Genomic DNA, 20428 nt, shown 5'->3' with positions numbered 1-20428 from the left:
CGCGATGATAGCTCAGCTCAAGCGCGCGAGTGCGACCGGATACTTCGCAACCCTTTTGATGATTACAAATACCCCCATAAAAAATCAGGTATATTGATAAACACCCGCCAAACAAAACCTTGTATAGGTTTTTCGTTCAACATACTCAACAAACTCTAAGGGCATGCCTGTCTGAACAACCTGAAAACTTATACAAACTTTATTCACTTACACACTTGATGTACAACTCTGAATCACTTACACAGAGCACAGTGATTAATTCAGGGAAGCACGCTACTTGTTAGCCTCCCAAAACTAACGAAACAGTTAATATCGCTACAACTGCAATCAATTTCAATACCGCCCCTGACCACTAACTACCCGATCAACTTTAACGTCCCGTTTCAGGGGTGGCCTCCCTCAACCTTGGTTTACTCACACAAACGAAGCCATATCGTTGAAAAAACATCGCATGCAAAACACCGCGCAAGGCCTGGTCGCTCCACAGACGAGATCAATCGGTGAATTTTTTAACACCACCCGGTGTCGATTGCTGGCAAGCACGGCAGGCAGTTGATTCAAGCAGAATGCGATTTGCTGATTTACACTGCGTTCATCAACCTCATCTGTAACAAGGAAATAACCTATGGGCGTGCTAAATGAGTTCAAGGCCTTCGCGGTCAAAGGCAACGTGGTCGACATGGCCGTCGGCATCATCATCGGTGCGGCCTTCGGCAAGATCGTTACCTCGTTTGTCGGTGACCTGGTCATGCCGCCAATCGGGATGCTGATCGGTGGCGTGGACTTCAGTGATCTGGTCATAACGCTCAAGGCAGCGGACGGCGAGATTCCGGCGGTGGTGCTCGCCTATGGCAAATTCATCCAGACCATCATCGACTTCGTCATCGTCGCTCTCGCGATCTTCATGGGCGTCAAGGTCATCAACCGCCTGAAGCGCGAAGAGGCCGTGGCCCCTAGCCTGCCGCCGGTTCCAAGCAAGGAAGAAGAGTTGCTGGGCGAGATCCGCGACTTGCTCAAGGCCCAGAACAACCGGCCTTGACGGCATTAGCAAAAAAACGGCGCCTTCGAGGCGCCTTTTTTTTACCAGAAATTTTCCACCGCCACCTGACCAGGTCGCCGGCTGAGGCTCAAGTGCATGTCCCGCTGTTTAAGCAGCTTGCGCGTATCATCGATCATCTGCGGATTGCCGCACAGCATGACCCGTGAATGCTCAGGCGTCAGCGCAACACCCGCGACCCGCTCCAGTTCGCCGTTTTCAATCAGCGCGGTGATCCGCCCGTTCAATGAGCCGGGATGCTGTTCACGAGTGACCGTGGTGATCAATTGCAGTTTATGGGCGTACTCCGCCAGATAATCACGCTTCGCCAGCCCTGCGATCAGCTCCTGATACGCCAGTTCCCGGGCTTCGCGAACGCTGTAGACCAGAATGATCCGCTCGAATCGCTCCCAGACTTCGAAATCCTGGAGTATCGACAGGAACGGCGCGATGCCCGTGCCTGTGGATAACAACCACAGATCACGCCCATCGACAAACCGGTCCAGCGTCAGATAACCGAAGGCCTGGCGGTCGACCAGCAATGCATCGCCAACACCCAGTCGGCTCAGCTCGCTGGTGAACTCACCGCCCGGTACGACAATGGAAAAGTACTCGAGGAACTCGTCAAAAGGCGAGGACACCATGGAATAAGCGCGCCATACCGTGCTGCCGTCAGCCTTGGTGACGCCCAACCGGGCAAACTGCCCCGCCCGAAAACGAAACCCTGCATCCCGGGTGGCACGCAAGGTAAACAGGCTCTGGGTCAGCGGATGAACCTCAAGCAAGGTCTGACGGGTAAATTTTTCTTCACTGACGGACATGGAAGGCTCCAATCGAAAGACACCCCAGTGTCCCGCAAAGAAAGCAGCGTAACCACCGACAGTTTGTAGTGACATTAATCTGCACTAGTGACTGTTTACCAAATGTGGCGCACACCCATCATTATAAAATGACATATGGCATTTTATATCCCATCGATTGCCTAAGAACCTGAAATACACTTTTCCAACAGTCAAAAGAGCAAAATTGTCGCAGCATCACCGTAGGAATTATCCTACACTTCGTGACGTGCCGAATCTTGGATCCAAGATCGCGCCCAGAAGAAACGGTGATGGAGAGACCCTTGTATGGAAATCTGGAAGGAGTCACAGCTCAAGCAATTGTCACACACGCAAGAGATCAAAACCGCCTATCGAATCGCGCTCAACTTCGCTAGAAACCTTGGATATAAATTTTGTGGCTTTTCAATTACTTCGAACTCAGTCGGAGTCGATAGCAGTGCGGTGAACCTGAATAATTTCCCCCATGAGTGGAACACTCAATATGAAAAAAACAACGCCACGCAAATAGATCCGATAGTGGCGCATTGCAATCGTTCAACGCTGCCTGTTCTCTGGAGCGAAGAGCTTTTTTCCAAGACGCCATGGCTATGGCACTTGCTGCAGCAACAAGGTTTGCAGCATGGCTGGTCCCAGGCGATCTTTGATGAGGAAACCGGTCAGCGCAGTATTCTCAGCCTAGCCAGAAGCCACTGCCCGATTTCAGCCTATGAGCTGTACGAGCATCTTGGATTCTCGGTGTTCATCACTCGCCATTTGCACGCGCTGGCGATCGCAAGGCAACCGAGAAAACCGGCTCGCCCCCAGGCTCCCCCCTTGTCACGGCGGGAACTCGAAGTATTGAAACTGTCGGCCGATGGCAAGACGGCCTATGAAATTGCCAGGATCCTCAGTTTGAGTGAGCGCACAATCAACTTTCATGTGCACAGGGCTATCGAGAAGCTCGGCGTCAACAACAAGATGGCGGCCGTCATCGCCGCGGCCCGGTCCGGAGCCATCTGAAAGCGCCCGGCTGCGGGAAAACCTGCGAGTAATCCAGGCAAAAAAAACGTACCATTTGCGGTCCCTCCTGAGTGATGGCGTGTAGACCTTCACGTCGTATTACACTCGGACGGCTCCGCCCGCTCCACCGCCTTCGGGCAGCGGGACATCCGTTGATTACCCAGAGCCCCGCCCCATGCCTTTGCTCGAAACACCCTTCGCCAGCCTCGACCTGATCCGCCAGCCCGAACAGCAGAATGAACCGCTGCAAGCTTTCGATGCGGCCGATGAATACCTGCTCAATCATCTGGCCGAACAGCAACCGGCTTCGGACACCCGGGTACTGGTGCTCAATGACAGTTTCGGCGCGTTGGCGGCCAGCCTGGTGGGCAAGGTGCGGGTGGTCAGCAGCGGTGATTCGTTCCTGGCTTTCCAGGGTCTGGAAAAGAACCTGGTGCGCAACGGCCTGGCCTTTGATGCCGTGCCGAGCGTACCCGCCAGCGAAACCCCTGCCGGGCCGTTCGACTGCGTGCTGATCCGTGTACCGAAAACCCTGGCCCTGCTGGAAGAACAACTGATCCGCCTGCAAGGTCAACTGGCACCTGGCGCCCAAGTGGTTGCCGCAGCCATGATCAAGCATCTGCCCCGGGCGGCGGGCGACTTGCTGGAGCGTTACATCGGCCCCGTGCAAGCCTCGTTGGCGGTGAAGAAGGCGCGGCTATTGATTGCCACCGCTGAAGACAAAACCCCGGCGGTGTCGCCCTACCCAACGCGATACAGACTCGACGAACCGGCCATCGAACTGCTCAACCACGCCAATGTGTTTTGCCGCGAAGGCCTGGACATCGGTACCCGGGCGTTTTTGCCACACCTGCCGAAAAACCTCGGTTCGGCGCGGGTCGCCGATCTCGGTTGCGGCAACGGCGTCCTGGCCATCGCCAGTGCCCTGCAAAACCCCGAGGCCCACTACACACTGGTGGACGAGTCGTACATGGCCGTGCAATCGGCCTCCGAAAACTGGCGCGCAGCGCTGGGTGAACGGGAAGTGATCGTGCGCGCCGGTGATGGCCTGGCCGGCCAGGAACCGCAATCGCTTGACGTCGTGCTGTGCAATCCACCGTTTCACCAGCAACAGGTGGTGGGCGACTTCCTGGCCTGGCGGATGTTCCAGCAGGCGCGCGAAGCGCTGGTGGTGGGCGGCGCGCTGTACATCGTCGGCAATCGTCACCTGGGTTACCACAGCAAGCTGGCGCGATTGTTTCGGGGTGTGGAGCAAGTGGCGGCCAATCCGAAATTCGTGATCCTCAAGGCGCGCAAGTAACAGGCAAAAAAAACCCTCCGGTAGGAGGGTCGTAAATCCGCGCCTCGAGGCCACGGGAGAGATATTCAGTGCGTGGTCAGGCCGGCCGCGTTCATGAACAGACGCATCAGGCTGGCGACGATGAACAAGGCGCCCACGCTGCCGACCCAGATCAGGGCCAACCAGCCGAGCCGCTGCCACAGCGGCTTTTTTTCGGCTTCTTCAATGTCGTGCAGGGAATGTTTGCCGTTCATTGATAAATCCTCCGATGTAGATCAATGGCGTCTGTCAGGACGCCATCGCGAGCAAGCTCGCTCCCACAGATTCGTTGTGCAGCAGACTAGTGGTAACCATCCTCATGGGTGACCTTGCCGCGGAACACGTAGTAGCTCCAGAAGGTGTAGCCCAGGATGAACGGGATGATGAACAGCGTGCCCACCAGCATGAAGCCCTGGCTTTGCGGCGGCGCGGCGGCGTCCCAGATCGAGATCGACGGCGGGATGATGTTCGGCCACAGACTGATGCCCAACCCGCTGTAACCGAGGAAGATCAACACCAGAGTCAGCAGGAACGGCGTGTAATGCGCGTTGCGGGCCACGGCGCGGATCAGTCCGTACATCGTCACCAGCACCAGGATCGGCACCGGCATGAACCAGAACAGATTCGGCATGGTGAACCAGCGTGCGGCGATATCCGTGTGGGCCAACGGGGTCCAGATGCTAACAATGCCGATCACCGCCAGCAGCACGAAGGCCAATGGCCGTGCCAGGTCATGCATCTGCTCCTGCAACTTGCCTTCGGTCTTCATGATCAGCCAGGTGCAACCGAGCAAGGCATAGGCCACCACCAGCGCCGCACCACAGAACATCGTGAACGGTGTCAGCCAGTCCAGTGAACCACCGGCGAACTGCCGATTGACCACAGGCAGCCCGTCGATGAACGCGCCAAGCGCAACGCCCTGGAAGAACGTCGCGGTGACCGAGCCACCGATGAACGCCTTGTCCCACAGATGGCGCTTGTCGTCCCTGGCCTTGAAGCGGAACTCGAAGGCCACACCGCGGAAGATCAACCCGATCAACATCAGGATCAGCGGCAGGTACAACGCCGAGAGCACCACCGAATAGGCCAGCGGAAACGCGCCGAACAACGCCGCGCCACCCAACACCAGCCAGGTCTCGTTGCCGTCCCAGACCGGGGCGACGGTGTTCATCATCACATCGCGATCGGTCTTGCCCGGAATGAACGGGAAGAGAATCCCGATGCCCAGGTCGAAACCGTCCATGACCACGTACATCATGATGCCGAAGATGATGATCACGGCCCAGATCAGCGGAAGATCAATACCCATGATTCAAATCTCCTTGGTCAGGCTTTGGCCGGCATCGGCGTGATCGTCGTCGGCGGCGGACAGCGGACGGGCCGGTGTGCGTTTCTGGCCGGGGCCACCGTCGTTGGTTTCCTTGCCTTCGTCGATCTTCGGCCCCTTGCGCACCAGGCGCATCATGTAGCCAAGACCGGCGCCAAACAGCGCGAAATAAACCACGACAAACAGAATCAGGGTGATGCTCATCTGCATGAAGCTATGGTTGGACGACGCATCCGCCGTACGCATCAGACCATAGACCACCCAAGGCTGACGGCCGATTTCCGTGGTGAACCAGCCAGCGAGGATCGCGATCAGGCCGGAAGGCCCCATCCACAGCGCCAGGTACAGGAACGGCCGCGAGGTGTAGAGGGTGTCGCGCTTGCGCAGCCACAGGCTCCACAATCCGGTGAAGATCATCAGCAAGCCCAGCCCCACCATGATCCGGAACGACCAGAACACGATGGTCGAATTCGGCCGGTCTTCAGGCGGGAACTCCTTGAGCGCCGGCACCTGTTTATCCAGGGAGTGCGTGAGAATCAGGCTACCCAAGTACGGGATTTCGACAGCGAATTTGGTCTTCTCCTCTTTCATGTCCGGCCAGCCGAACAGGATCAGCGGCGTCGCCTCGTCGCCCTTGTTTTCCCAGTGGCCTTCGATGGCGGCGATTTTCGCCGGCTGATGCTTGAGCGTATTGAGACCGTGGAAGTCGCCGATGACCGCCTGTATCGGCGCGACGATCAATGCCATCCACATGGCCATCGAGAGCATTTTGCGGATCGCCGGGTTGTCCTTGCCGCGCAGCAAATGCCAGGCCGCGGAGGAGCCGACGAAGAAGGCCGTGGCGACGAAGGCTGCCGTGGCCATGTGCATCAGGCGATACGGGAACGAAGGGTTGAAGATAATCGCCAGCCAGTCGGTGGGGATGACCTGACCGTTGACGATCTCGAAGCCCTGCGGGGTTTGCATCCAGCTATTGGAGGCAAGAATCCAGAAAGTCGAGATCAACGTACCGATGGCCACCATCACGGTGGCGAAGAAGTGCAGGCCACGCCCGACCTTGTTCCAGCCAAACAGCATGACACCGAGGAACCCGGCCTCGAGGAAGAATGCAGTGAGCACTTCATAGGTCAGCAACGGCCCGGTCACGGAACCGGCGAAGTCCGAGAAGCGGCTCCAGTTGGTGCCGAACTGATAGGCCATTACCAGCCCGGAAACCACCCCCATGCCGAAGTTAACGGCAAAGATCTTCGACCAGAAATGGTAGAGGTCGCGGTAGGTGTCGTTATGGGTTTTCAGCCACAGGCCTTCGAGTACCGCCAGGTAACTCGCCAGGCCGATGGTGATGGCCGGAAACAGGATGTGGAACGAGATGGTGAACGCGAACTGAATTCGGGCGAGATCAAGTGCCTCTAAACCGAACATAAGTCTTCCTCTGTCAGGTAGTACGGCTGCGGGCTGGAAGCCTGCACCCACGGCCCCCACGGGTATGGAGTGTGGCGAATCCCCTTTTGTTCTTTTTTTGCACGCATCACAACGCAGGGAGTCTGGCCTTGCGGCCGCCGGATCAATTCCTTTTGTGGGTTTTGATCTGGATCAATCAACGTTGAAAGAGTAGTCCCAATTTCGGGGATGAACCGCGTGGTCTTTTGCCGCGTGACAAGTTGCCTCACGGCCTTGGTCACGAGCTGAAATACATTTCCTGTGGGAGCGGGCTTGCTCGCGAAGGCGGAGTATCAGACGACTTCAATGCCGGATGTGCCGCCCTCTTCGCGAGCAAGCCCGCTCCCACAGGGATTGGTAGTGCTACTGAAATCGATGTCTGGCTAACTAAATCTTTTGTCACAGCAACTTTTTGTTACAGGCTGGTGATAATCTCGCCACTCCCCTCTCCCCAGATCTTCCCGCAGATGCCCAGCCAAGAGCCCTTGCTGTTACGTCACCATCGCCCTTTTCTTGCGTTCTGGCTGGCCCGGGTATTTACCGCCAGCGGCTTCCAGATGCTCACCGTGGCCATCGGCTGGAACCTGTACCAACTGACCGGCAATGTGCTCGACCTGGGTCTGGTCGGCCTGGTCGAGTTCGCCCCGCGCGTACTGTTCATGCTGCACACAGGGCACGTCGCCGACCGTTATGACCGGCGCAAGGTCGCGGCGATCTGCCAGTCCCTCCAGGCATTAATCGCCCTGTCGCTGGCCATCGGCAGCGCCACCGACCATGTCACCCGGGAAATGATCTTTATCCTGGCCTTCCTGCTCGGTGCCGCTCGCTCCTTTGAAATGCCGACCACCCAGGCCCTGTTGCCCAGCATCGTGCCCAGCGCGTTGTTTCCCCGTGCAGTGGCCGCCGCACAATCGGCCCAGCAATCGGCAACCATCGTCGCTCCAGCCCTCGGCGGCTTGCTCTACGCCTTCGGCAGCGTCTGGGTGTATGGCCCGACGGTGCTTTTGTATGTCATCGCCTGTTCGCTGATGCTCAACCTGCCGGCCCGACAAACCCCGCTGAACAAGGGCAAGGCCACGCTGGACTCACTGCTGGCGGGCATTCGCTTCATCCGCAGTCGTCCGGACATTCTCGGGGCGATCTCCCTCGATCTGTTTGCGGTGCTATTGGGTGGCGCCACAGCGCTGCTGCCGGTGTTCGCCAAGGACATTCTGCTGACCGGCCCGTGGGGGCTTGGCCTGCTGCGCTCGGCCCCGGCGGTAGGCGCGCTGCTGATGTCGCTGTTCCTGGCGCGGTTTGCCGTGGAACGCAACGTCGGACGGGTGATGTTCACGGCCGTGGGCATCTTCGGCGTGGCAACCATCGCCTTCGGCCTGTCGACCTCATTCTGGTTTTCCCTGGCGGTGTTGGTGGTGTTGGGCGCGGCAGACATGATCAGCATGGTGATCCGCGCCTCGTTCGTTCAACTGGAAACCCCGGACGAAATGCGCGGCCGGGTCAGCGCCGTCAATGGACTGTTCATCGGTGCCTCGAACCAGTTGGGCGAATTCGAATCGGGACTGACTGCCCACTGGTTCGGCACCGTGCCAGCGGTGGTCATGGGCGGGATCGGCACGCTGGTGGTGACCGGGGTGTGGGTCAAACTGTTCCCGACACTGGCCAGCCGCGATCGCATGCACATGGCTAAAGATGAAGAGAAGGAAGAGGCGAAGGTCTGACACTCTCTAAACGAGCAACTCCCCCGCCACGGCCATACGAGTGGCTTTACCGCAGAGTTGCTCCACCAGCGCCAGGGAAAATGCCAATGCGCCGGCCGAGCCTTGGGCGGTGATGCAATTGCCGTCGACCACCACCGGTTGATCGACGAAGGTACAGCCCAGCAGTTGATGGCTGGCCGAGGGCAGGCAGGTCATGCGCCGCTGACGCAATACGCCAAAGGCCTGCAGTGCCACGGCGGGCGCTTCGGCGATGCCGGCGAACAGGCGACCGGCCGCCGCCTGATCCTTGACCAATTGTTGCAGGGGTTGGTGGGCTGCCAGGTGCTGCGAACCCACCGCTCCACCGGGCAAGGCAATCAGGTCGAAGGGTTGCGCCAGCAAGTCCACCAACATCGCATCGGACGTCAGGCGAGTGCCGCGGGCGCAAGTGAGCATGCGCCGCCCTTCGATACTGGCCACCACCACTTCTATTTTGGCGCGGCGCAGTACGTCGATCAGGGTCACGGTTTGCAGGTCGTCGGTACCCTCGGCGAGGGCAATCAAGGCTCTAAAGGTCATCGGGTACTGTCCACGGAATGATCTTTTAAGCGTAGTCAGCTTTCTGACCCTTGTTCGATACGTGCGGTTACTGGATATAAAGCTGCGTCGACATCGTATTGCCGGGCGCGTTGATCGAGGTATTGCTGAAGGTCAGCGTGCCTTCCTGCTTGCCCGCCAGATCGAGGGCATACAAATAGCCGACGGTTTTTTCCCCGGGAGTGCAACTGGTCAGGTTGCCGTTCTTGAACGCACAAACTGGTGTGCGGGTGCCATTCACCTCGAAACCGTCCAGGGCGACATGGGCCTCACGCCCATAACCCACTTCCAGCACGTACACCATGATGTTCGGGCCAATGTGATCGCAGCGAGTCCGGGTTTGCCCTTCGTCGATGCTCTCGACACCACAGGACGGCGACGCGACCTTGAGCACTTTCAATTGCGTCAGCGGTGGAGCCGAGGCCGCCACGGCCGTTTGCGCCCCGAGAAACAACGCCCCCCCTATTCCGAGGGCGGCAACCAGACGCTTTTTCATGCAGGACCCATCCACCCCAAAAAACCAGCGCGCAGTATGGCGCACTTGGCTTTGTCGCAAAACATCGACGACGATCACCGCCAAAGCAGCCATATTCCCAAGCTACTGGTATGATGCGCGGCTTTTTCCGGCCCACAGTAATTTTCAGGCGCGTTCTGCTGCCTGTGCTTTGCTGTTGAGGTCGATACATTCACGGCGCCCGGCGCGCCACGGGGAGCAGACATGCTGGAAAGGCTGTTTCAACTCAAGGCACACAACACCAACGTGCGGACCGAGATTCTGGCGGGCGTCACGACCTTTTTGGCCATGGCCTACATTCTGTTCGTCAACCCGAGCATCCTCGGCGAGACCGGCATGGACAAGGGCGCAGTGTTTGTCGCCACCTGTCTGGCAGCTGCCATCGGCTCGACGACCATGGGCCTGATCGCCAACTACCCGATCGCCCTCGCACCGGGCATGGGCCTTAACGCCTTCTTCACCTACACCGTGGTCCTGCACATGGGCCACACCTGGCAAGTGGCGCTGGGTGCGGTGTTCATCTCGGCGGTGTGCTTCTTCCTGCTGTCGATCTTCCGCATCCGTGAATGGATCATCAACAGCATCCCGCTGCCGCTGCGCTCGGCGATTGCTGCCGGTATCGGTCTGTTCCTGGCACTGATCGCCCTGCACAACGCCGGCATCGTGGTCAGCAACCCGGCGACCATGGTCGGCCTCGGTGACCTGAAACAACCGGCCCCGATCCTCGCCACCCTCGGTTTTGCCCTGATCGTCGCCCTCGAAGCCCTTGCCGTGCGCGGCGCAGTGCTGATCGGCATTCTGGTGGTGACCATCATTTCCATCGTGATGGGGTTCACCCCATTCGGCGGCGTGATGTCGATGCCGCCATCGCTGGCCCCGACCTTCCTGCAACTGGACATCAAGGGTGCACTGGACATCGGTCTGGTCAGCGTGATCTTCGCCTTCCTGTTCGTCGATCTGTTCGACAACTCCGGCACCCTGATCGGTGTGGCCAAGCGCGCCGGTCTGATGCGCAAGGACGGTCACATGCCGAAAATGGGCCGTGCCCTGATCGCCGACAGCACCGCCGCCATGGCCGGTTCCCTGCTGGGCACCTCGACCACCACCAGTTACATCGAATCCGCAGCTGGCGTGAGTGCCGGCGGCCGCACCGGCTTGACCGCCATCGTGGTGGCGTTCCTGTTCCTGCTGGCGCTGTTCTTCTCGCCACTGGCCGCCAGCGTTCCGGCCTTCGCCACCGCGCCGGCACTGCTGTTCGTCGCCGTGTTGATGACATCCGGCCTGGCCGAAATAGACTGGGACGACATTACCGTCGCCGCGCCGGTGGTGATCACCGCGCTGGCAATGCCGTTCACTTACTCCATCGCCAATGGCATCGCCTTCGGTTTCATTTCCTGGACCGCCATCAAGCTGATGTCCGGTCGTGGCCGTGAGCTGAACCCGGCGCTGGTGATCCTGTCGATTCTGTTCGTGATCAAGCTGGGTTGGTTCAACGCATGACTTTTGATTCCCAGGCCTACGCCGTTCAGCTCGAAGAAAAGGTCACGCGTCTGCGTGACCTGCTGGCCCCGTTCGATGCACCGGAGCCAGCCGTTTTCGATTCGCCGCTGAAAAACTTCCGCCTGCGCGCCGAGTTCCGCCTGTGGCGCGAGGCCGGCGAGCGTCATTACGCGATGTTTTCCCAGGAAGACAAACGCACGCCAATCCTGATCGAAGAGTTCCCGATTGCCAGCCTGCGCATCAACCAGTTGATGCCGCAGCTGAAGGCAGCGTGGCAAGCCAGCGCGCCCCTGAGCCACAAGCTGTTCCAGGTGGAGTTCCTGACCACTCTGGCCGGCGACGCGATGATCACCCTGTGCTATCACCGCCCGCTGGACGAGCACTGGCATGCAGCGGCGTCGAAACTGGCGACGGACTTGAACGTCAGCATCATCGGCCGCTCCAAGGGCAAGCGCGAAGTCATCGGTCACGATTACGTGGTCGAGAAGCTGGAAGTCGGCGGCCGCACCTTCAGCTATCGCCAGCCTGAAGGCGCGTTCACCCAGCCCAACGGCACGGTGAACCAGAAGATGCTCAACTGGGCATACGATGCGCTCGGCGATCGCTCCGATGATTTGCTGGAGCTGTACTGCGGCAACGGCAACTTCACCCTGCCCCTCGCCACCCGCGTGCGCAAGGTGCTGGCCACCGAAATCAGCAAGACCTCGGTCAACGCGGCCTTGAGCAATCTCAGCGAAAACGCGGTAGATAACGTCACCCTGGTGCGTTTGTCCGCCGAAGAGCTGACCGAAGCCCTGAACGAAGTGCGTCCGTTCCGCCGCCTGCACGGCATCGACCTCAAGAGCTACGAGTTCGGTAGCGTCTTTGTCGACCCGCCCCGCGCCGGCATGGACCCGGACACCTGCGAGCTGACCCGGCGCTTCGACAACATCCTGTACATCTCCTGCAACCCGGAGACTCTGGCAGCCAACATCGCCCAACTGCACGACACCCACCGCATCAGCCAATGCGCGATGTTCGACCAGTTCCCGTGGACCCATCACATGGAATCCGGGGTGATGCTGACCCGGCGTTGATGACACCTGCCAGGCACAAAAAAGCCGTCTTCACGACGGCTTTTTTGTGGGTACCGGCAAGACAACATCGACCTTGCGCGGGCGCCCGCCCTTCTTGCCATTGGCCCGCGCAGCTTCAGACTTTGCGGCGCTGCTCTGGCGACCATTGCGCGAAGCAACGACCGACGCCGCCATGGCCATCAGGGGCTTGCTCGCAGAAATCAACCCAGCAATAGATACATGCAGGTCCTTGCCTTCATGGCACAGGGCAGTACCCGCGTAGCCGACAGTCAGACTGGCAAGTTCCTCGCCCTCAAAATCATCGAACTCCGGATAGTTGGCTACGGGCAACAATACGCCGCTGCCGTCTTCGAAGCTGACGGCCAGACAGGGGGGCAGGTAGGTAACCGCCGTCGCTTGCAGGCTATTTTTTCTACGTAACTCGCCACGTTCAATGGCTTTGTCCAGGCTGCTTTCCGTTACGGGATTATCGGCCTGAACCTTGGCTTTTATCGTTTTCATAACTCGATCTCTACACTTTCCTGTGTGCCTATCAGGGACAGCAACGTCTTGTTCGATTCAGGTTCGTAGCAAGCCGACCCAATCATGTTGGTCGTACTGACAACCCTTTTCACCACAACGACTTCGTTGCTTTGCCAGTCCCACAATTGATTATCAAGACAAGCCGTTTGCAATTTTCGCCACCAGATGCCCCGGGCGCGCCGCAAATGGGCAGGCTGCTGGAGCGATTGGCGCAATCCCTCAAGCACTGCCAACGGTGGCCGACGCGAAAGCGGAACTACATCCCAGAGCTCGACACCGTTGTGCCAAAAGCTGAACCTGAACCTCGCACTCCATGTACCCGCCTCCACATGCGCATGAGGCGGACAATGCTCGTCTCGCAACATGATCACCACCGACAGTCCCTTGTGATTACATACCTTCATGCTAACCCATCCGTTAGGTTTATGAGTCCGAGGATTCGACATTCCCTGGAGAATCCGACCGCTGGCATTGGCCGTCGAATCAATTCTTGCGTCCTCAGACTAGCGTCCTGGCGTTACCCGGCCCTGAGGAACACCGCGCGCAATGGTAAGAAATCCTTTCATTACGACGCTGGCACCTGATAAATACTGGTCAAGTTTCTTCATCTGATCCCCGGTGTAATCAATCATGCAGCGACAATTCGACGATCTTCAGTTGGGCAGCATCGAGCTGTTTTGCCTGGCCGCCGAGGCCGGCAGTTTTACTGCCGCGGCGCTGGTGGCGGGTGTCACCCCCGCTGCCGTGAGCCGTTCGGTGTCGCGCATGGAAGAACGCCTTGGTGTGCGCCTGTTCGCGCGCACCACGCGTAGTGTGAAGCTGACCGACAGTGGTCGCCGTTATTACGAAGAATGTCGCCAGGCCCTTGCGCAACTGGTCGAGGCCCAGCGCGAGGTGATGGGCCAGCAGCAAGTGCCGTCCGGTACGTTGCGCATCAGTATTCCGACCACCTACGCGCATCATCGAATTCTGCCGCTGTTGCCCGAATTTCGGGCGCGCTATCCGGCGGTGAAGGTCGAGTCGCACATCAGTAATCGCAACATCGATTTCGTCGGCGAAGGCTACGACATGGCGATTCGCGTGCGAGCCATCCCGGATTCCGGCCTGATCGCCCGACCGTTGGAAGATGCCGCCCTGGTGATGATCGCCAGCCCTGATTACCTGAAGCGAGCCGGCACTCCGCAAACCCTCGACGACCTCGAAAACCACGAATGCATCCAGTACGAATTGCCCAGCAGCGGCCGACGCATTGCCTGGCTGTTCAACGATGAAGGCGTGCCCCGGGAGATTCTGGCCGAGGGCAACCTCAGTTGCTCCGACGATGTGCTGGGCGGTGTGACCCTGGCCAAACACGGGGCGGGGTTGTTTCAGACCTACCGTTTTATCGTTGAAAAGGAACTGGCCGACGGCTCGCTGGTGGAAGTGCTCAAGCCCTATGGCGGGCGATCGCGGCCGTTTACCTTGCTGTACCCGCAAAGTCGCCATGTACCGCTGCGCTTGAGGGCGTTTATCGATTTCCTCGTGGAGCACCTGCCGCGCTGATCTGCGAAAGTGTCCGATCACCGCCCACAAACAGCCTGCATACCTTCACTTCAATTGACCAAATTAACCAGTTAGTACAATTTATCTCCACAGGCTGAAACACTCGGCCGATTCCAAAAATAATAAGTGGAGAGATTCCAATGTCCCCTATCGTTCTGGTGCTCAACGGCCCGAACCTGAACCTGCTCGGCACCCGTGAACCGGCGACTTACGGCCACGAAACCCTGGCAGACATTTCGGCCCAGTGCGCACGCGCCGCCGAAGAGTTCGGCCTGGCGGTGGAGTTTCGCCAGACCAACCATGAAGGCGAATTGCTCGACTGGATTCACGCCGCCCGCGGTCGCTGCGCCGGGATCGTCATCAATCCTGCCGCGTGGACCCACACCTCGGTCGCCATCCGCGACGCCCTGGTCGCCAGCGAACTGCCGGTGATCGAAGTCCACTTGTCCAACGTGCACGCCCGCGAGCCCTTCCGCCACCATTCGTTCGTATCCGCCATTGCAACGGCGGTGATGGCCGGTTTTGGCAGTCATGGCTATCGCCTGGCGCTGGAACACTTCAGTCATCGTTTGAAGGGGTGATCGCCGTGACTCAGAACCACGTGATACTGGCCGGGCTGATTGGCGCCGGCATCCAGGCGTCCCGCACACCGGCCATGCACGAGCATGAAGGCGATGCCCAGGGGCTGCGCTACCTGTATCGCCTGATTGATCTTGATCAGTTGAAGCTCGACAGCAACGCCCTGCCCGACCTGTTGATGGCTGCCGAGCGCATGAACTACACCGGGCTGAACATAACCTTTCCATGCAAGCAGGCGATCATCCCGCTGCTCGACGAACTCTCGCCGGAGGCCCGCGGTATCGGTGCGGTCAACACGGTGGTGCTCAAGGATGGCAAACGCATCGGCCACAACACCGATTGCCTGGGCTTTGCCGAGGGGTTTCGCCGGGGTTTGAAAGGCGTTGCCGTTGAACGTGTCGTACAGATGGGTGCTGGTGGCGCAGGTGCGGCGGTGGCTCACGCGTTGTTGAGCGAAGGCGTACAACAGCTGAGCATTTTTGACGTGGACATCCGCCGCGCCCAGGATCTGGCTGACAACCTCAATCAGCATTTCGGCGTCAGTCGGGCGGTGGCCGGGTATGACCTGCCCGACGCCTTGGCCCAGGCTGACGGCCTGGTGAACACCACGCCGATGGGCATGAAAAAACTGCCGGGCATGCCCGTGCCGGTCGAGCTGCTGCGGGCCGAATTGTGGGTGGCGGAGATCGTTTACTTCCCACTGGAAACCGAACTGCTGCGCAACGCCCGCGCCCTCGGTTGCCGGACACTGGACGGCGGCAACATGGCGGTGTTTCAGGCGGTCAAAGCATTCGAGTTGTTCAGCGGCGTAGTCCCGGATGCCCAGCGGATGCTTGAGCACTTCCAGAGCATGAATGACTGAATGAGTGAAGTGAGGGGGCAACCCCCTCACCTCGCCTCAGGCTTGCAGGTACCGCAGAACCGACTCGCAAATCATCTCCCGATGACGCTGCTTGATACGTTCGTCCGGCAGGTCGATCTGAAAAATCTCACCAAAGGTGTGGCGGTTCGAGACGCGATAGAAGCAGAACGAACTGATCAGCAAATGCACGTCCAGCGGATCAAGCCCGGTACGGAACAGCCCCTGCTCGGCGCCGCGACGCAGAATCTCGCCCAGTGAATCAAGGATAGTGTTGTTCATCGCCTTGATCGCATCGGAGCGCTTCACGTACTCGGCGTTGTGAATGTTCTCGATACTAACGATGCGCACGAAATCGACGTTGCGATCATGGTGATCGAAGGTGAACTCCACCAGCCGCCGAATGGCTTCGACCGGCGCCAGCTCTGCCAGGTGCAGGCGATTTTCGGTGTTGCGGATATCGCCGTAGAGTTTCTCCAGCACCTCGACGTAGAGCTGCTCCTTACTGCCGAAGTAGTAATAGATCATGCGCTTGGAGGTGTGGATGCGCTCGGCGATGGCATCGACGCGGGCACCGGAAAGCCCCTGCTGGACGAATTCGACAATCGCCTCCTGCAGGATGTTTTCGCGGGTCTTTTCCGGGTTGTTCTTGCGACTCTTGCGCGGCTCGGCACCAGGTTCTACGGAGGCTGCGGGGAGTTCTGAAGTCATTGTCATTGCGGGCTCACGGCCATCACTGCACAGGCTGGCGATTATGGGCTGCGCGGCACAGTGAAGGAAGCCGCGCGGCCCACGTTTAATCCCGCGTTTACGAATTACCTACAACTTCGCCTGGCGCAATGCACCGCTACGGGATTTGGCCATGGCCGCCAGGCGCACCGCGACGTTGGCCGCGCCGTAGCCGGCATAACCGTTTTTACGCTGGATGATCTCGAAGAAGAACCGCCCCTCGAACGGCTCGGTGTACACATGAAACAGTTCACCGCCCTGGGCGTCGCGGTCGTACAACACATTGTAGTAGGCCAGCTCACTGAGGAACTCGTCGTCGAAATCGAACCGCGCCGCCAGGTCATCGTAGTAGTTGAGCGGAATATCCAACAGCGGCACGCCCGCCTCTTTTGCACGGCTGACCTGGGCAAAGATGTCATCACAATCAAACGCGATGTGGTGCACGCCGGAGCCGCGATAACTCGACAGCGCGTGTGAGATCGCGGTGTTGCGGTTCTCGGAAATGTTCAGTGGCAGGCGGATCGAACTGTCCCGGCTACGCAAGGCACGGCTCTTCACCAGACCATAAGGATCCGGCAGCACGACTTCATCGTCTGCCTCGAAATCCAGCAGGCTCTTATAGAACAGCACCCAGCTGTCGAGGCTGTCGGCCGGCAGCGCCATGGCCATGTGGTCGATGCGCTTGAGGCCACCGCTGACCGGTGCATCCGCCAGCAGATTGAAGTCGGTACCGTAGACGTCGGCATCCTGGTCCACCAGATAAATCAGGCTGCCATCCGGCGCACGCACCGCCGCCAGTTCCAGTTCATTGGGGCCCACCAGCCCGCGATAGGGTTGACCCTTGTAGGCCACGGCTCGTGCCAGCGCACTGGCGCTGTCCTTGACTCGCACGGCGGTAGCGCACAACGAAGGGCCGTGGGCTTCGAAAAAGCTGTGGCCGAAGGAGTAAGGTTCAGAGTTGAGGATCAAATTGATATCGCCCTGGCGCATCAGGCTGACGCTCTTGGAACGATGCTGCCCGGCCTTGACGAAACCCAGTCGCTCAAGCCAATGCGAGAGCTTGGCGCCGAGGCTTTCGTCCACGGCGAACTCGAGAAACTCGATGCCGTTGTACTCACTGGCCTTGGGCGTTTCGAACAGAATCTCAGAGTTGGTCGCAGGCTTGGCTTCCTGGGCCAGACGCTCGCGGGTTTTCTCTTCCAGATACAGCAACGAACGCAAGCCGTCGGCGGCATTGGCTCGTGGCGGCGCGGCGCGGAAGCCATCGTTGAAGATTTCCAGCGACAGAGGCCCGGTGTAGCCACTCTTGATGATCGGCGCGAGGAATCCCGGCAAGTCGAATTCACCCTGGCCCGGGAAGCAGCGAAAATGCCGGCTCCACTCCAGCACGTCCATGGCCAGGATCGGCGCGTCAGCCATTTGCACGAAGAAAATCTTGTCGCCGGGAATCTCGGCGATAGCACTTGGATCGCCCTTGAGCGACAGGGTGTGAAAGCTGTCCAGCAACACGCCGAGGCTTGGGTGATCGGCCTGACGCACGATGTTCCACACCTGTTGCCAGGTGTTCACATGCCGGCCCCAGGCCAGCGCTTCGTAACCGATGCGCAGGCCACGTGCCCCGGCGTGCTCAGCCAGCAGTCGCAAGTCGTCGACCAGAACCTGTTCATCACCGATGGACTCGGCCGAGGCATTGCTGCACACCAGCACCAGGTCAGTGCCCAGCTCCTGCATCAGGTCGAATTTACGCTCGGCGCGTTCCAGGTTGCGCGACAGGCGATCGCGGCGGCAGCCTTCGAAATCACGGAACGGTTGAAACAGGGTGATGGCGATCCCGAGATCGGCGCACATCTGTTTAATTTCCCGTGGACTACCGTCGTAGTAGAGAAGGTCGTTCTCGAAAATCTCGACGCCGTCGAACCCGGCGGCGGCAATGGCTTCGAGTTTTTCCGGCAGGGTACCGCTCAAGGATACGGTGGCAATGGAACGCTGCATGTTTCGGCTCCCGGTGGAGGCTTCGGCTACAGGGAATTTGCGCCGCTTTTAAAAGAGTGAACGGATTATTGAGCTGGTCGATGCATTGAGCAATTTAAAGTGTACTACCCAGTTAGTTTTGCGTGCGATTATCGAACACAATGGCCGATAGCGAATTGACGATTTTTTGTTCACTGCGCAACATCAACACCACATTGGGTCCGGTCTTGAAATCGTCGGCCCCGGTCAACAAGACCCAGAACACCACATAAAAATTTCAAAAAACGGGTATACGCTCATGCGCTCATTCAACGCCTTGCTCACTCGCTCTACCGTCATTACGCCTTGCCTGGCGTCCATCCGAACCCCGCGCTCCGCCGGCACAACCGTGCCGCTCGCTGAATAACCCGTCAGCCGACGAACACAGCCGATCAGCCCTTTCGCGCACGCCGCGACAGACCGATTGATCACGCGCCCTTGAAGTCACGACGAGCCTCGCTTGTCAGTCATTGAACGGATGGCACACATGATTCCTTCTCAAAGTTCTCGCATGGCACCTGCCATGAGCACCGCCACAGGTGGCATCGGCGACAAGATTCGCGGCGCCATGGCAGTCGGCAAAACCCGTTGGGGCATGCTGGCACTGGTGTTTTTCGCCACCACCCTGAACTACATCGACCGCGCCGCCCTGGGCGTGATGCAGCCTATCCTGGCCAAGGAAATGAGCTGGACGGCGATGGACTACGCCAACATCAACTTCTGGTTCCAGGTCGGTTACGCCATCGGTTTCGTGCTGCAAGGCCGTTTGATCGACCGGGTCGGCGTCAAGCGCGTGTTCTTCTGCGCCGTGCTGCTCTGGAGCCTGGCGACCGGTGCCCACGGCCTGGCCACTTCGGCGGTCGGCTTCATGGTCTGCCGCTTCATCCTCGGCCTGACCGAAGCGGCCAACTACCCGGCCTGCGTGAAAACCACGCGCCTGTGGTTCCCGGCCGGTGAACGTGCGGTAGCCACCGGTATTTTCAATGCCGGGACCAACGTCGGCGCGATGTTCACGCCGATGCTGCTGCCACTGATCCTGCACGTCTGGGGCTGGCAAGCCGCGTTCCTGTGCATGGCATCACTGGGCGGGATCTGGCTGTTGTTCTGGGGTTTGAAGTACTTCAACCCGGAAGACCACCCGAGCGTGAAACAGTCGGAGCTGGACTACATCCAGAAAGAAGTCGAGCCGGAACAAACCCGCGTACCGTTCTCGAAAATCCTGCGCATGCGCGGCACCTGGGCCTTCGCCCTCGCCTACTCGATCACCGCACCGGTGTTCTGGTTCTACCTGTACTGGCTGCCGCCGTTCCTCAACCAGCAATACAACCTGGGCATCAACGTCACCCAGATGGGTATCCCGCTGATCATCATCTACCTCACTGCCGACTTCGGTAGCGTTGGCGGCGGCATCCTCTCCTCGTTCCTGATCGGTCGCGGCGTCAACCCGATCAAGGCGCGACTGATGTCCATGTTCCTGTTCGCCTGCTGCATCATCGGCGTGATCATGGCGGCCGGTTCCAGCAACCTGTGGGTCGCGGTGGCCGCCATCTCCCTGGCCATCGGCGCGCACCAGGCCTGGACCGCGAACATCTGGAGCCTGGTGATGGACTACACGCCCAAGCACATGATGAGTACGGTGTTCGGCTTCGGTGGCATGTGTGCGGCGATTGGCGGGATGTTCATGACCCAACTGGTCGGCCACATCCTGACCATCACCAACAACAACTACACCGTGCTGTTCACCATGATTCCGGCGATGTACTTCATCGCGCTGATCTGGATGTACTTCATGGCACCGCGCAAGATTCCGACCGTCACCGAATAACGTTCAGCGCAATCCC

General features: G+C 59.2%; 20 protein-coding genes. 10 read left to right on the top strand and 10 right to left on the bottom strand.

The window, feature by feature from the left end; genetic code table 11:
• Nucleotides 1-625 precede the first annotated feature (625 nt).
• Nucleotides 626-1039, top strand: a complete 414-nt coding sequence (gene mscL, locus AC1Q6Y_RS14080) for a large-conductance mechanosensitive channel protein MscL (RefSeq protein ID WP_090451512.1) — start codon at nucleotides 626-628, stop codon at nucleotides 1037-1039.
• Between the two features lie 41 nt (nucleotides 1040-1080).
• Here the strand turns inward: mscL and AC1Q6Y_RS14075 are convergent, their stop codons facing one another.
• Nucleotides 1081-1857, bottom strand: coding sequence for a ferredoxin--NADP reductase (locus AC1Q6Y_RS14075; RefSeq protein WP_090451514.1), 777 nt, complete (start codon nucleotides 1855-1857; stop codon nucleotides 1081-1083).
• Between the two features lie 306 nt (nucleotides 1858-2163).
• On the opposite strand from AC1Q6Y_RS14075, the gene AC1Q6Y_RS14070 reads away from it, so the two are divergent.
• Both AC1Q6Y_RS14070 and AC1Q6Y_RS14065 read left to right on the top strand, forming a co-directional pair.
• A complete protein-coding gene (locus AC1Q6Y_RS14070) occupies nucleotides 2164-2877 on the top strand; it encodes an autoinducer binding domain-containing protein (protein WP_057713215.1) in 714 nt (237 codons plus the stop codon).
• Between the two features lie 175 nt (nucleotides 2878-3052).
• Entirely contained in the window at nucleotides 3053-4177 is a 1125-nt protein-coding gene (locus tag AC1Q6Y_RS14065) for a methyltransferase (RefSeq protein WP_057713214.1), read from the top strand.
• Between the two features lie 65 nt (nucleotides 4178-4242).
• Here AC1Q6Y_RS14065 and AC1Q6Y_RS14060 read toward each other — a convergent pair whose 3' ends face one another.
• The 3 genes from AC1Q6Y_RS14060 to AC1Q6Y_RS14050 all read right to left on the bottom strand — a co-directional run bounded on the left by AC1Q6Y_RS14060 (nucleotide 4243) and on the right by AC1Q6Y_RS14050 (nucleotide 6944).
• Entirely contained in the window at nucleotides 4243-4410 is a 168-nt protein-coding gene (locus tag AC1Q6Y_RS14060; protein WP_015096916.1) for a DUF2474 domain-containing protein, read from the bottom strand.
• An 86-nt stretch (nucleotides 4411-4496) separates the two neighbouring features.
• Nucleotides 4497-5504: a cytochrome d ubiquinol oxidase subunit II gene (gene cydB / locus AC1Q6Y_RS14055; RefSeq protein WP_056728750.1), complete on the bottom strand. Its 1008-nt coding sequence runs from the start codon at nucleotides 5502-5504 to the stop codon at nucleotides 4497-4499.
• Between the two features lie 3 nt (nucleotides 5505-5507).
• Complete coding sequence (locus AC1Q6Y_RS14050) at nucleotides 5508-6944, bottom strand: cytochrome ubiquinol oxidase subunit I (RefSeq protein WP_150813506.1); 1437 nt, start codon at nucleotides 6942-6944, stop codon at nucleotides 5508-5510.
• Nucleotides 6945-7429: 485 nt separating this feature from the next.
• Between AC1Q6Y_RS14050 and AC1Q6Y_RS14045 the strand changes: the two genes are divergently transcribed.
• Nucleotides 7430-8680: an MFS transporter gene (locus AC1Q6Y_RS14045; protein WP_492624706.1), complete on the top strand. Its 1251-nt coding sequence runs from the start codon at nucleotides 7430-7432 to the stop codon at nucleotides 8678-8680.
• Between the two features lie 6 nt (nucleotides 8681-8686).
• Here the strand turns inward: AC1Q6Y_RS14045 and AC1Q6Y_RS14040 are convergent, their stop codons facing one another.
• Nucleotides 8687-9238 carry a DJ-1 family glyoxalase III gene (locus AC1Q6Y_RS14040; RefSeq protein WP_057713211.1) on the bottom strand — a complete coding sequence of 184 codons (552 nt, stop codon included), beginning with the start codon at nucleotides 9236-9238 and terminating at the stop codon, nucleotides 8687-8689.
• A 67-nt stretch (nucleotides 9239-9305) separates the two neighbouring features.
• Nucleotides 9306-9752, bottom strand: coding sequence for a DUF4879 domain-containing protein (locus AC1Q6Y_RS14035; RefSeq protein WP_407516336.1), 447 nt, complete (start codon nucleotides 9750-9752; stop codon nucleotides 9306-9308).
• A gap of 222 nt (nucleotides 9753-9974) precedes the next feature.
• Here AC1Q6Y_RS14035 and AC1Q6Y_RS14030 point away from each other — a divergent pair, with 222 nt between their 5' ends.
• On the top strand, nucleotides 9975-11270 hold the full coding sequence (locus AC1Q6Y_RS14030; RefSeq protein ID WP_008050771.1) for an NCS2 family permease: 1296 nt from the start codon (nucleotides 9975-9977) through the stop codon (nucleotides 11268-11270).
• Nucleotides 11267-12346, top strand: a complete 1080-nt coding sequence (trmA, locus tag AC1Q6Y_RS14025) for a tRNA (uridine(54)-C5)-methyltransferase TrmA (protein ID WP_057713209.1) — start codon at nucleotides 11267-11269, stop codon at nucleotides 12344-12346. Before AC1Q6Y_RS14030 ends, trmA begins: the two co-directional genes overlap by 4 nt.
• Before the next feature lie 30 nt (nucleotides 12347-12376).
• Here trmA and AC1Q6Y_RS14020 read toward each other — a convergent pair whose 3' ends face one another.
• Together AC1Q6Y_RS14020 and AC1Q6Y_RS14015 are read right to left on the bottom strand one after the other, a co-directional pair.
• The gene (locus tag AC1Q6Y_RS14020) at nucleotides 12377-12847 is read right to left on the bottom strand and encodes a DUF2442 domain-containing protein (protein WP_090451526.1); all 471 of its coding nucleotides are present in this window, start codon (nucleotides 12845-12847) and stop codon (nucleotides 12377-12379) included.
• Nucleotides 12844-13272: a DUF4160 domain-containing protein gene (locus AC1Q6Y_RS14015; protein ID WP_150813511.1), complete on the bottom strand. Its 429-nt coding sequence runs from the start codon at nucleotides 13270-13272 to the stop codon at nucleotides 12844-12846. Before AC1Q6Y_RS14015 ends, AC1Q6Y_RS14020 begins: the two co-directional genes overlap by 4 nt.
• Nucleotides 13273-13498: 226 nt before the next feature.
• Between AC1Q6Y_RS14015 and AC1Q6Y_RS14010 the strand changes: the two genes are divergently transcribed.
• The 3 genes from AC1Q6Y_RS14010 to AC1Q6Y_RS14000 all read left to right on the top strand — a co-directional run bounded on the left by AC1Q6Y_RS14010 (nucleotide 13499) and on the right by AC1Q6Y_RS14000 (nucleotide 15851).
• Entirely contained in the window at nucleotides 13499-14410 is a 912-nt protein-coding gene (locus tag AC1Q6Y_RS14010) for a LysR family transcriptional regulator (RefSeq protein WP_090451530.1), read from the top strand.
• 140 nt (nucleotides 14411-14550) lie between these two features.
• Nucleotides 14551-14991: a type II 3-dehydroquinate dehydratase gene (gene aroQ / locus AC1Q6Y_RS14005; protein WP_492624705.1), complete on the top strand. Its 441-nt coding sequence runs from the start codon at nucleotides 14551-14553 to the stop codon at nucleotides 14989-14991.
• A 5-nt stretch (nucleotides 14992-14996) separates the two neighbouring features.
• Nucleotides 14997-15851: a shikimate dehydrogenase gene (locus tag AC1Q6Y_RS14000; protein WP_154910659.1), complete on the top strand. Its 855-nt coding sequence runs from the start codon at nucleotides 14997-14999 to the stop codon at nucleotides 15849-15851.
• A gap of 36 nt (nucleotides 15852-15887) precedes the next feature.
• Here the strand turns inward: AC1Q6Y_RS14000 and AC1Q6Y_RS13995 are convergent, their stop codons facing one another.
• Nucleotides 15888-16565, bottom strand: a complete 678-nt coding sequence (locus AC1Q6Y_RS13995) for a TetR/AcrR family transcriptional regulator (protein ID WP_057713206.1) — start codon at nucleotides 16563-16565, stop codon at nucleotides 15888-15890.
• A 102-nt stretch (nucleotides 16566-16667) separates the two neighbouring features.
• Nucleotides 16668-18569 (bottom strand): 3-dehydroshikimate dehydratase QuiC, encoded by a 1902-nt coding sequence (gene quiC, locus AC1Q6Y_RS13990; protein WP_057713205.1) that lies wholly within the window; start codon nucleotides 18567-18569, stop codon nucleotides 16668-16670.
• A 505-nt stretch (nucleotides 18570-19074) separates the two neighbouring features.
• Between quiC and AC1Q6Y_RS13985 the strand changes: the two genes are divergently transcribed.
• The gene (locus tag AC1Q6Y_RS13985) at nucleotides 19075-20412 is read left to right on the top strand and encodes an MFS transporter (RefSeq protein ID WP_057713204.1); all 1338 of its coding nucleotides are present in this window, start codon (nucleotides 19075-19077) and stop codon (nucleotides 20410-20412) included.
• Nucleotides 20413-20428: the final 16 nt, after the last annotated feature.

Source organism: Pseudomonas sp. GW823-FHT06E10, assembly GCF_058794995.1.
This window is presented reverse-complemented; position numbering and strand designations above follow the sequence as displayed.

Excerpts from the sequence above, each read along its gene's own strand:
- quiC (WP_057713205.1), bottom strand. The coding sequence starts at position 18,569 with ATGCAGCGTTCCATTGCCACCGTATCCTTGAGCGGTACCCTGCCGGAA.
- AC1Q6Y_RS14015 (WP_150813511.1), bottom strand. The coding sequence starts at position 13,272 with ATGAAGGTATGTAATCACAAGGGACTGTCGGTGGTGATCATGTTGCGA.
- cydB (WP_056728750.1), bottom strand. The coding sequence starts at position 5,504 with ATGGGTATTGATCTTCCGCTGATCTGGGCCGTGATCATCATCTTCGGC.
- AC1Q6Y_RS14050 (WP_150813506.1), bottom strand. The coding sequence starts at position 6,944 with ATGTTCGGTTTAGAGGCACTTGATCTCGCCCGAATTCAGTTCGCGTTC.
- AC1Q6Y_RS14045 (WP_492624706.1), top strand. The coding sequence starts at position 7,430 with ATGCCCAGCCAAGAGCCCTTGCTGTTACGTCACCATCGCCCTTTTCTT.
- AC1Q6Y_RS14075 (WP_090451514.1), bottom strand. The coding sequence starts at position 1,857 with ATGTCCGTCAGTGAAGAAAAATTTACCCGTCAGACCTTGCTTGAGGTT.
- AC1Q6Y_RS14040 (WP_057713211.1), bottom strand. The coding sequence starts at position 9,238 with ATGACCTTTAGAGCCTTGATTGCCCTCGCCGAGGGTACCGACGACCTG.
- AC1Q6Y_RS14065 (WP_057713214.1), top strand. The coding sequence starts at position 3,053 with ATGCCTTTGCTCGAAACACCCTTCGCCAGCCTCGACCTGATCCGCCAG.
- AC1Q6Y_RS14035 (WP_407516336.1), bottom strand. The coding sequence starts at position 9,752 with ATGAAAAAGCGTCTGGTTGCCGCCCTCGGAATAGGGGGGGCGTTGTTT.
- AC1Q6Y_RS14070 (WP_057713215.1), top strand. The coding sequence starts at position 2,164 with ATGGAAATCTGGAAGGAGTCACAGCTCAAGCAATTGTCACACACGCAA.
- AC1Q6Y_RS14030 (WP_008050771.1), top strand. The coding sequence starts at position 9,975 with ATGCTGGAAAGGCTGTTTCAACTCAAGGCACACAACACCAACGTGCGG.
- AC1Q6Y_RS14020 (WP_090451526.1), bottom strand. The coding sequence starts at position 12,847 with ATGAAAACGATAAAAGCCAAGGTTCAGGCCGATAATCCCGTAACGGAA.
- AC1Q6Y_RS14010 (WP_090451530.1), top strand. The coding sequence starts at position 13,499 with ATGCAGCGACAATTCGACGATCTTCAGTTGGGCAGCATCGAGCTGTTT.
- AC1Q6Y_RS13995 (WP_057713206.1), bottom strand. The coding sequence starts at position 16,565 with ATGACAATGACTTCAGAACTCCCCGCAGCCTCCGTAGAACCTGGTGCC.
- AC1Q6Y_RS14060 (WP_015096916.1), bottom strand. The coding sequence starts at position 4,410 with ATGAACGGCAAACATTCCCTGCACGACATTGAAGAAGCCGAAAAAAAG.
- AC1Q6Y_RS13985 (WP_057713204.1), top strand. The coding sequence starts at position 19,075 with ATGATTCCTTCTCAAAGTTCTCGCATGGCACCTGCCATGAGCACCGCC.
- mscL (WP_090451512.1), top strand. The coding sequence starts at position 626 with ATGGGCGTGCTAAATGAGTTCAAGGCCTTCGCGGTCAAAGGCAACGTG.
- trmA (WP_057713209.1), top strand. The coding sequence starts at position 11,267 with ATGACTTTTGATTCCCAGGCCTACGCCGTTCAGCTCGAAGAAAAGGTC.
- aroQ (WP_492624705.1), top strand. The coding sequence starts at position 14,551 with ATGTCCCCTATCGTTCTGGTGCTCAACGGCCCGAACCTGAACCTGCTC.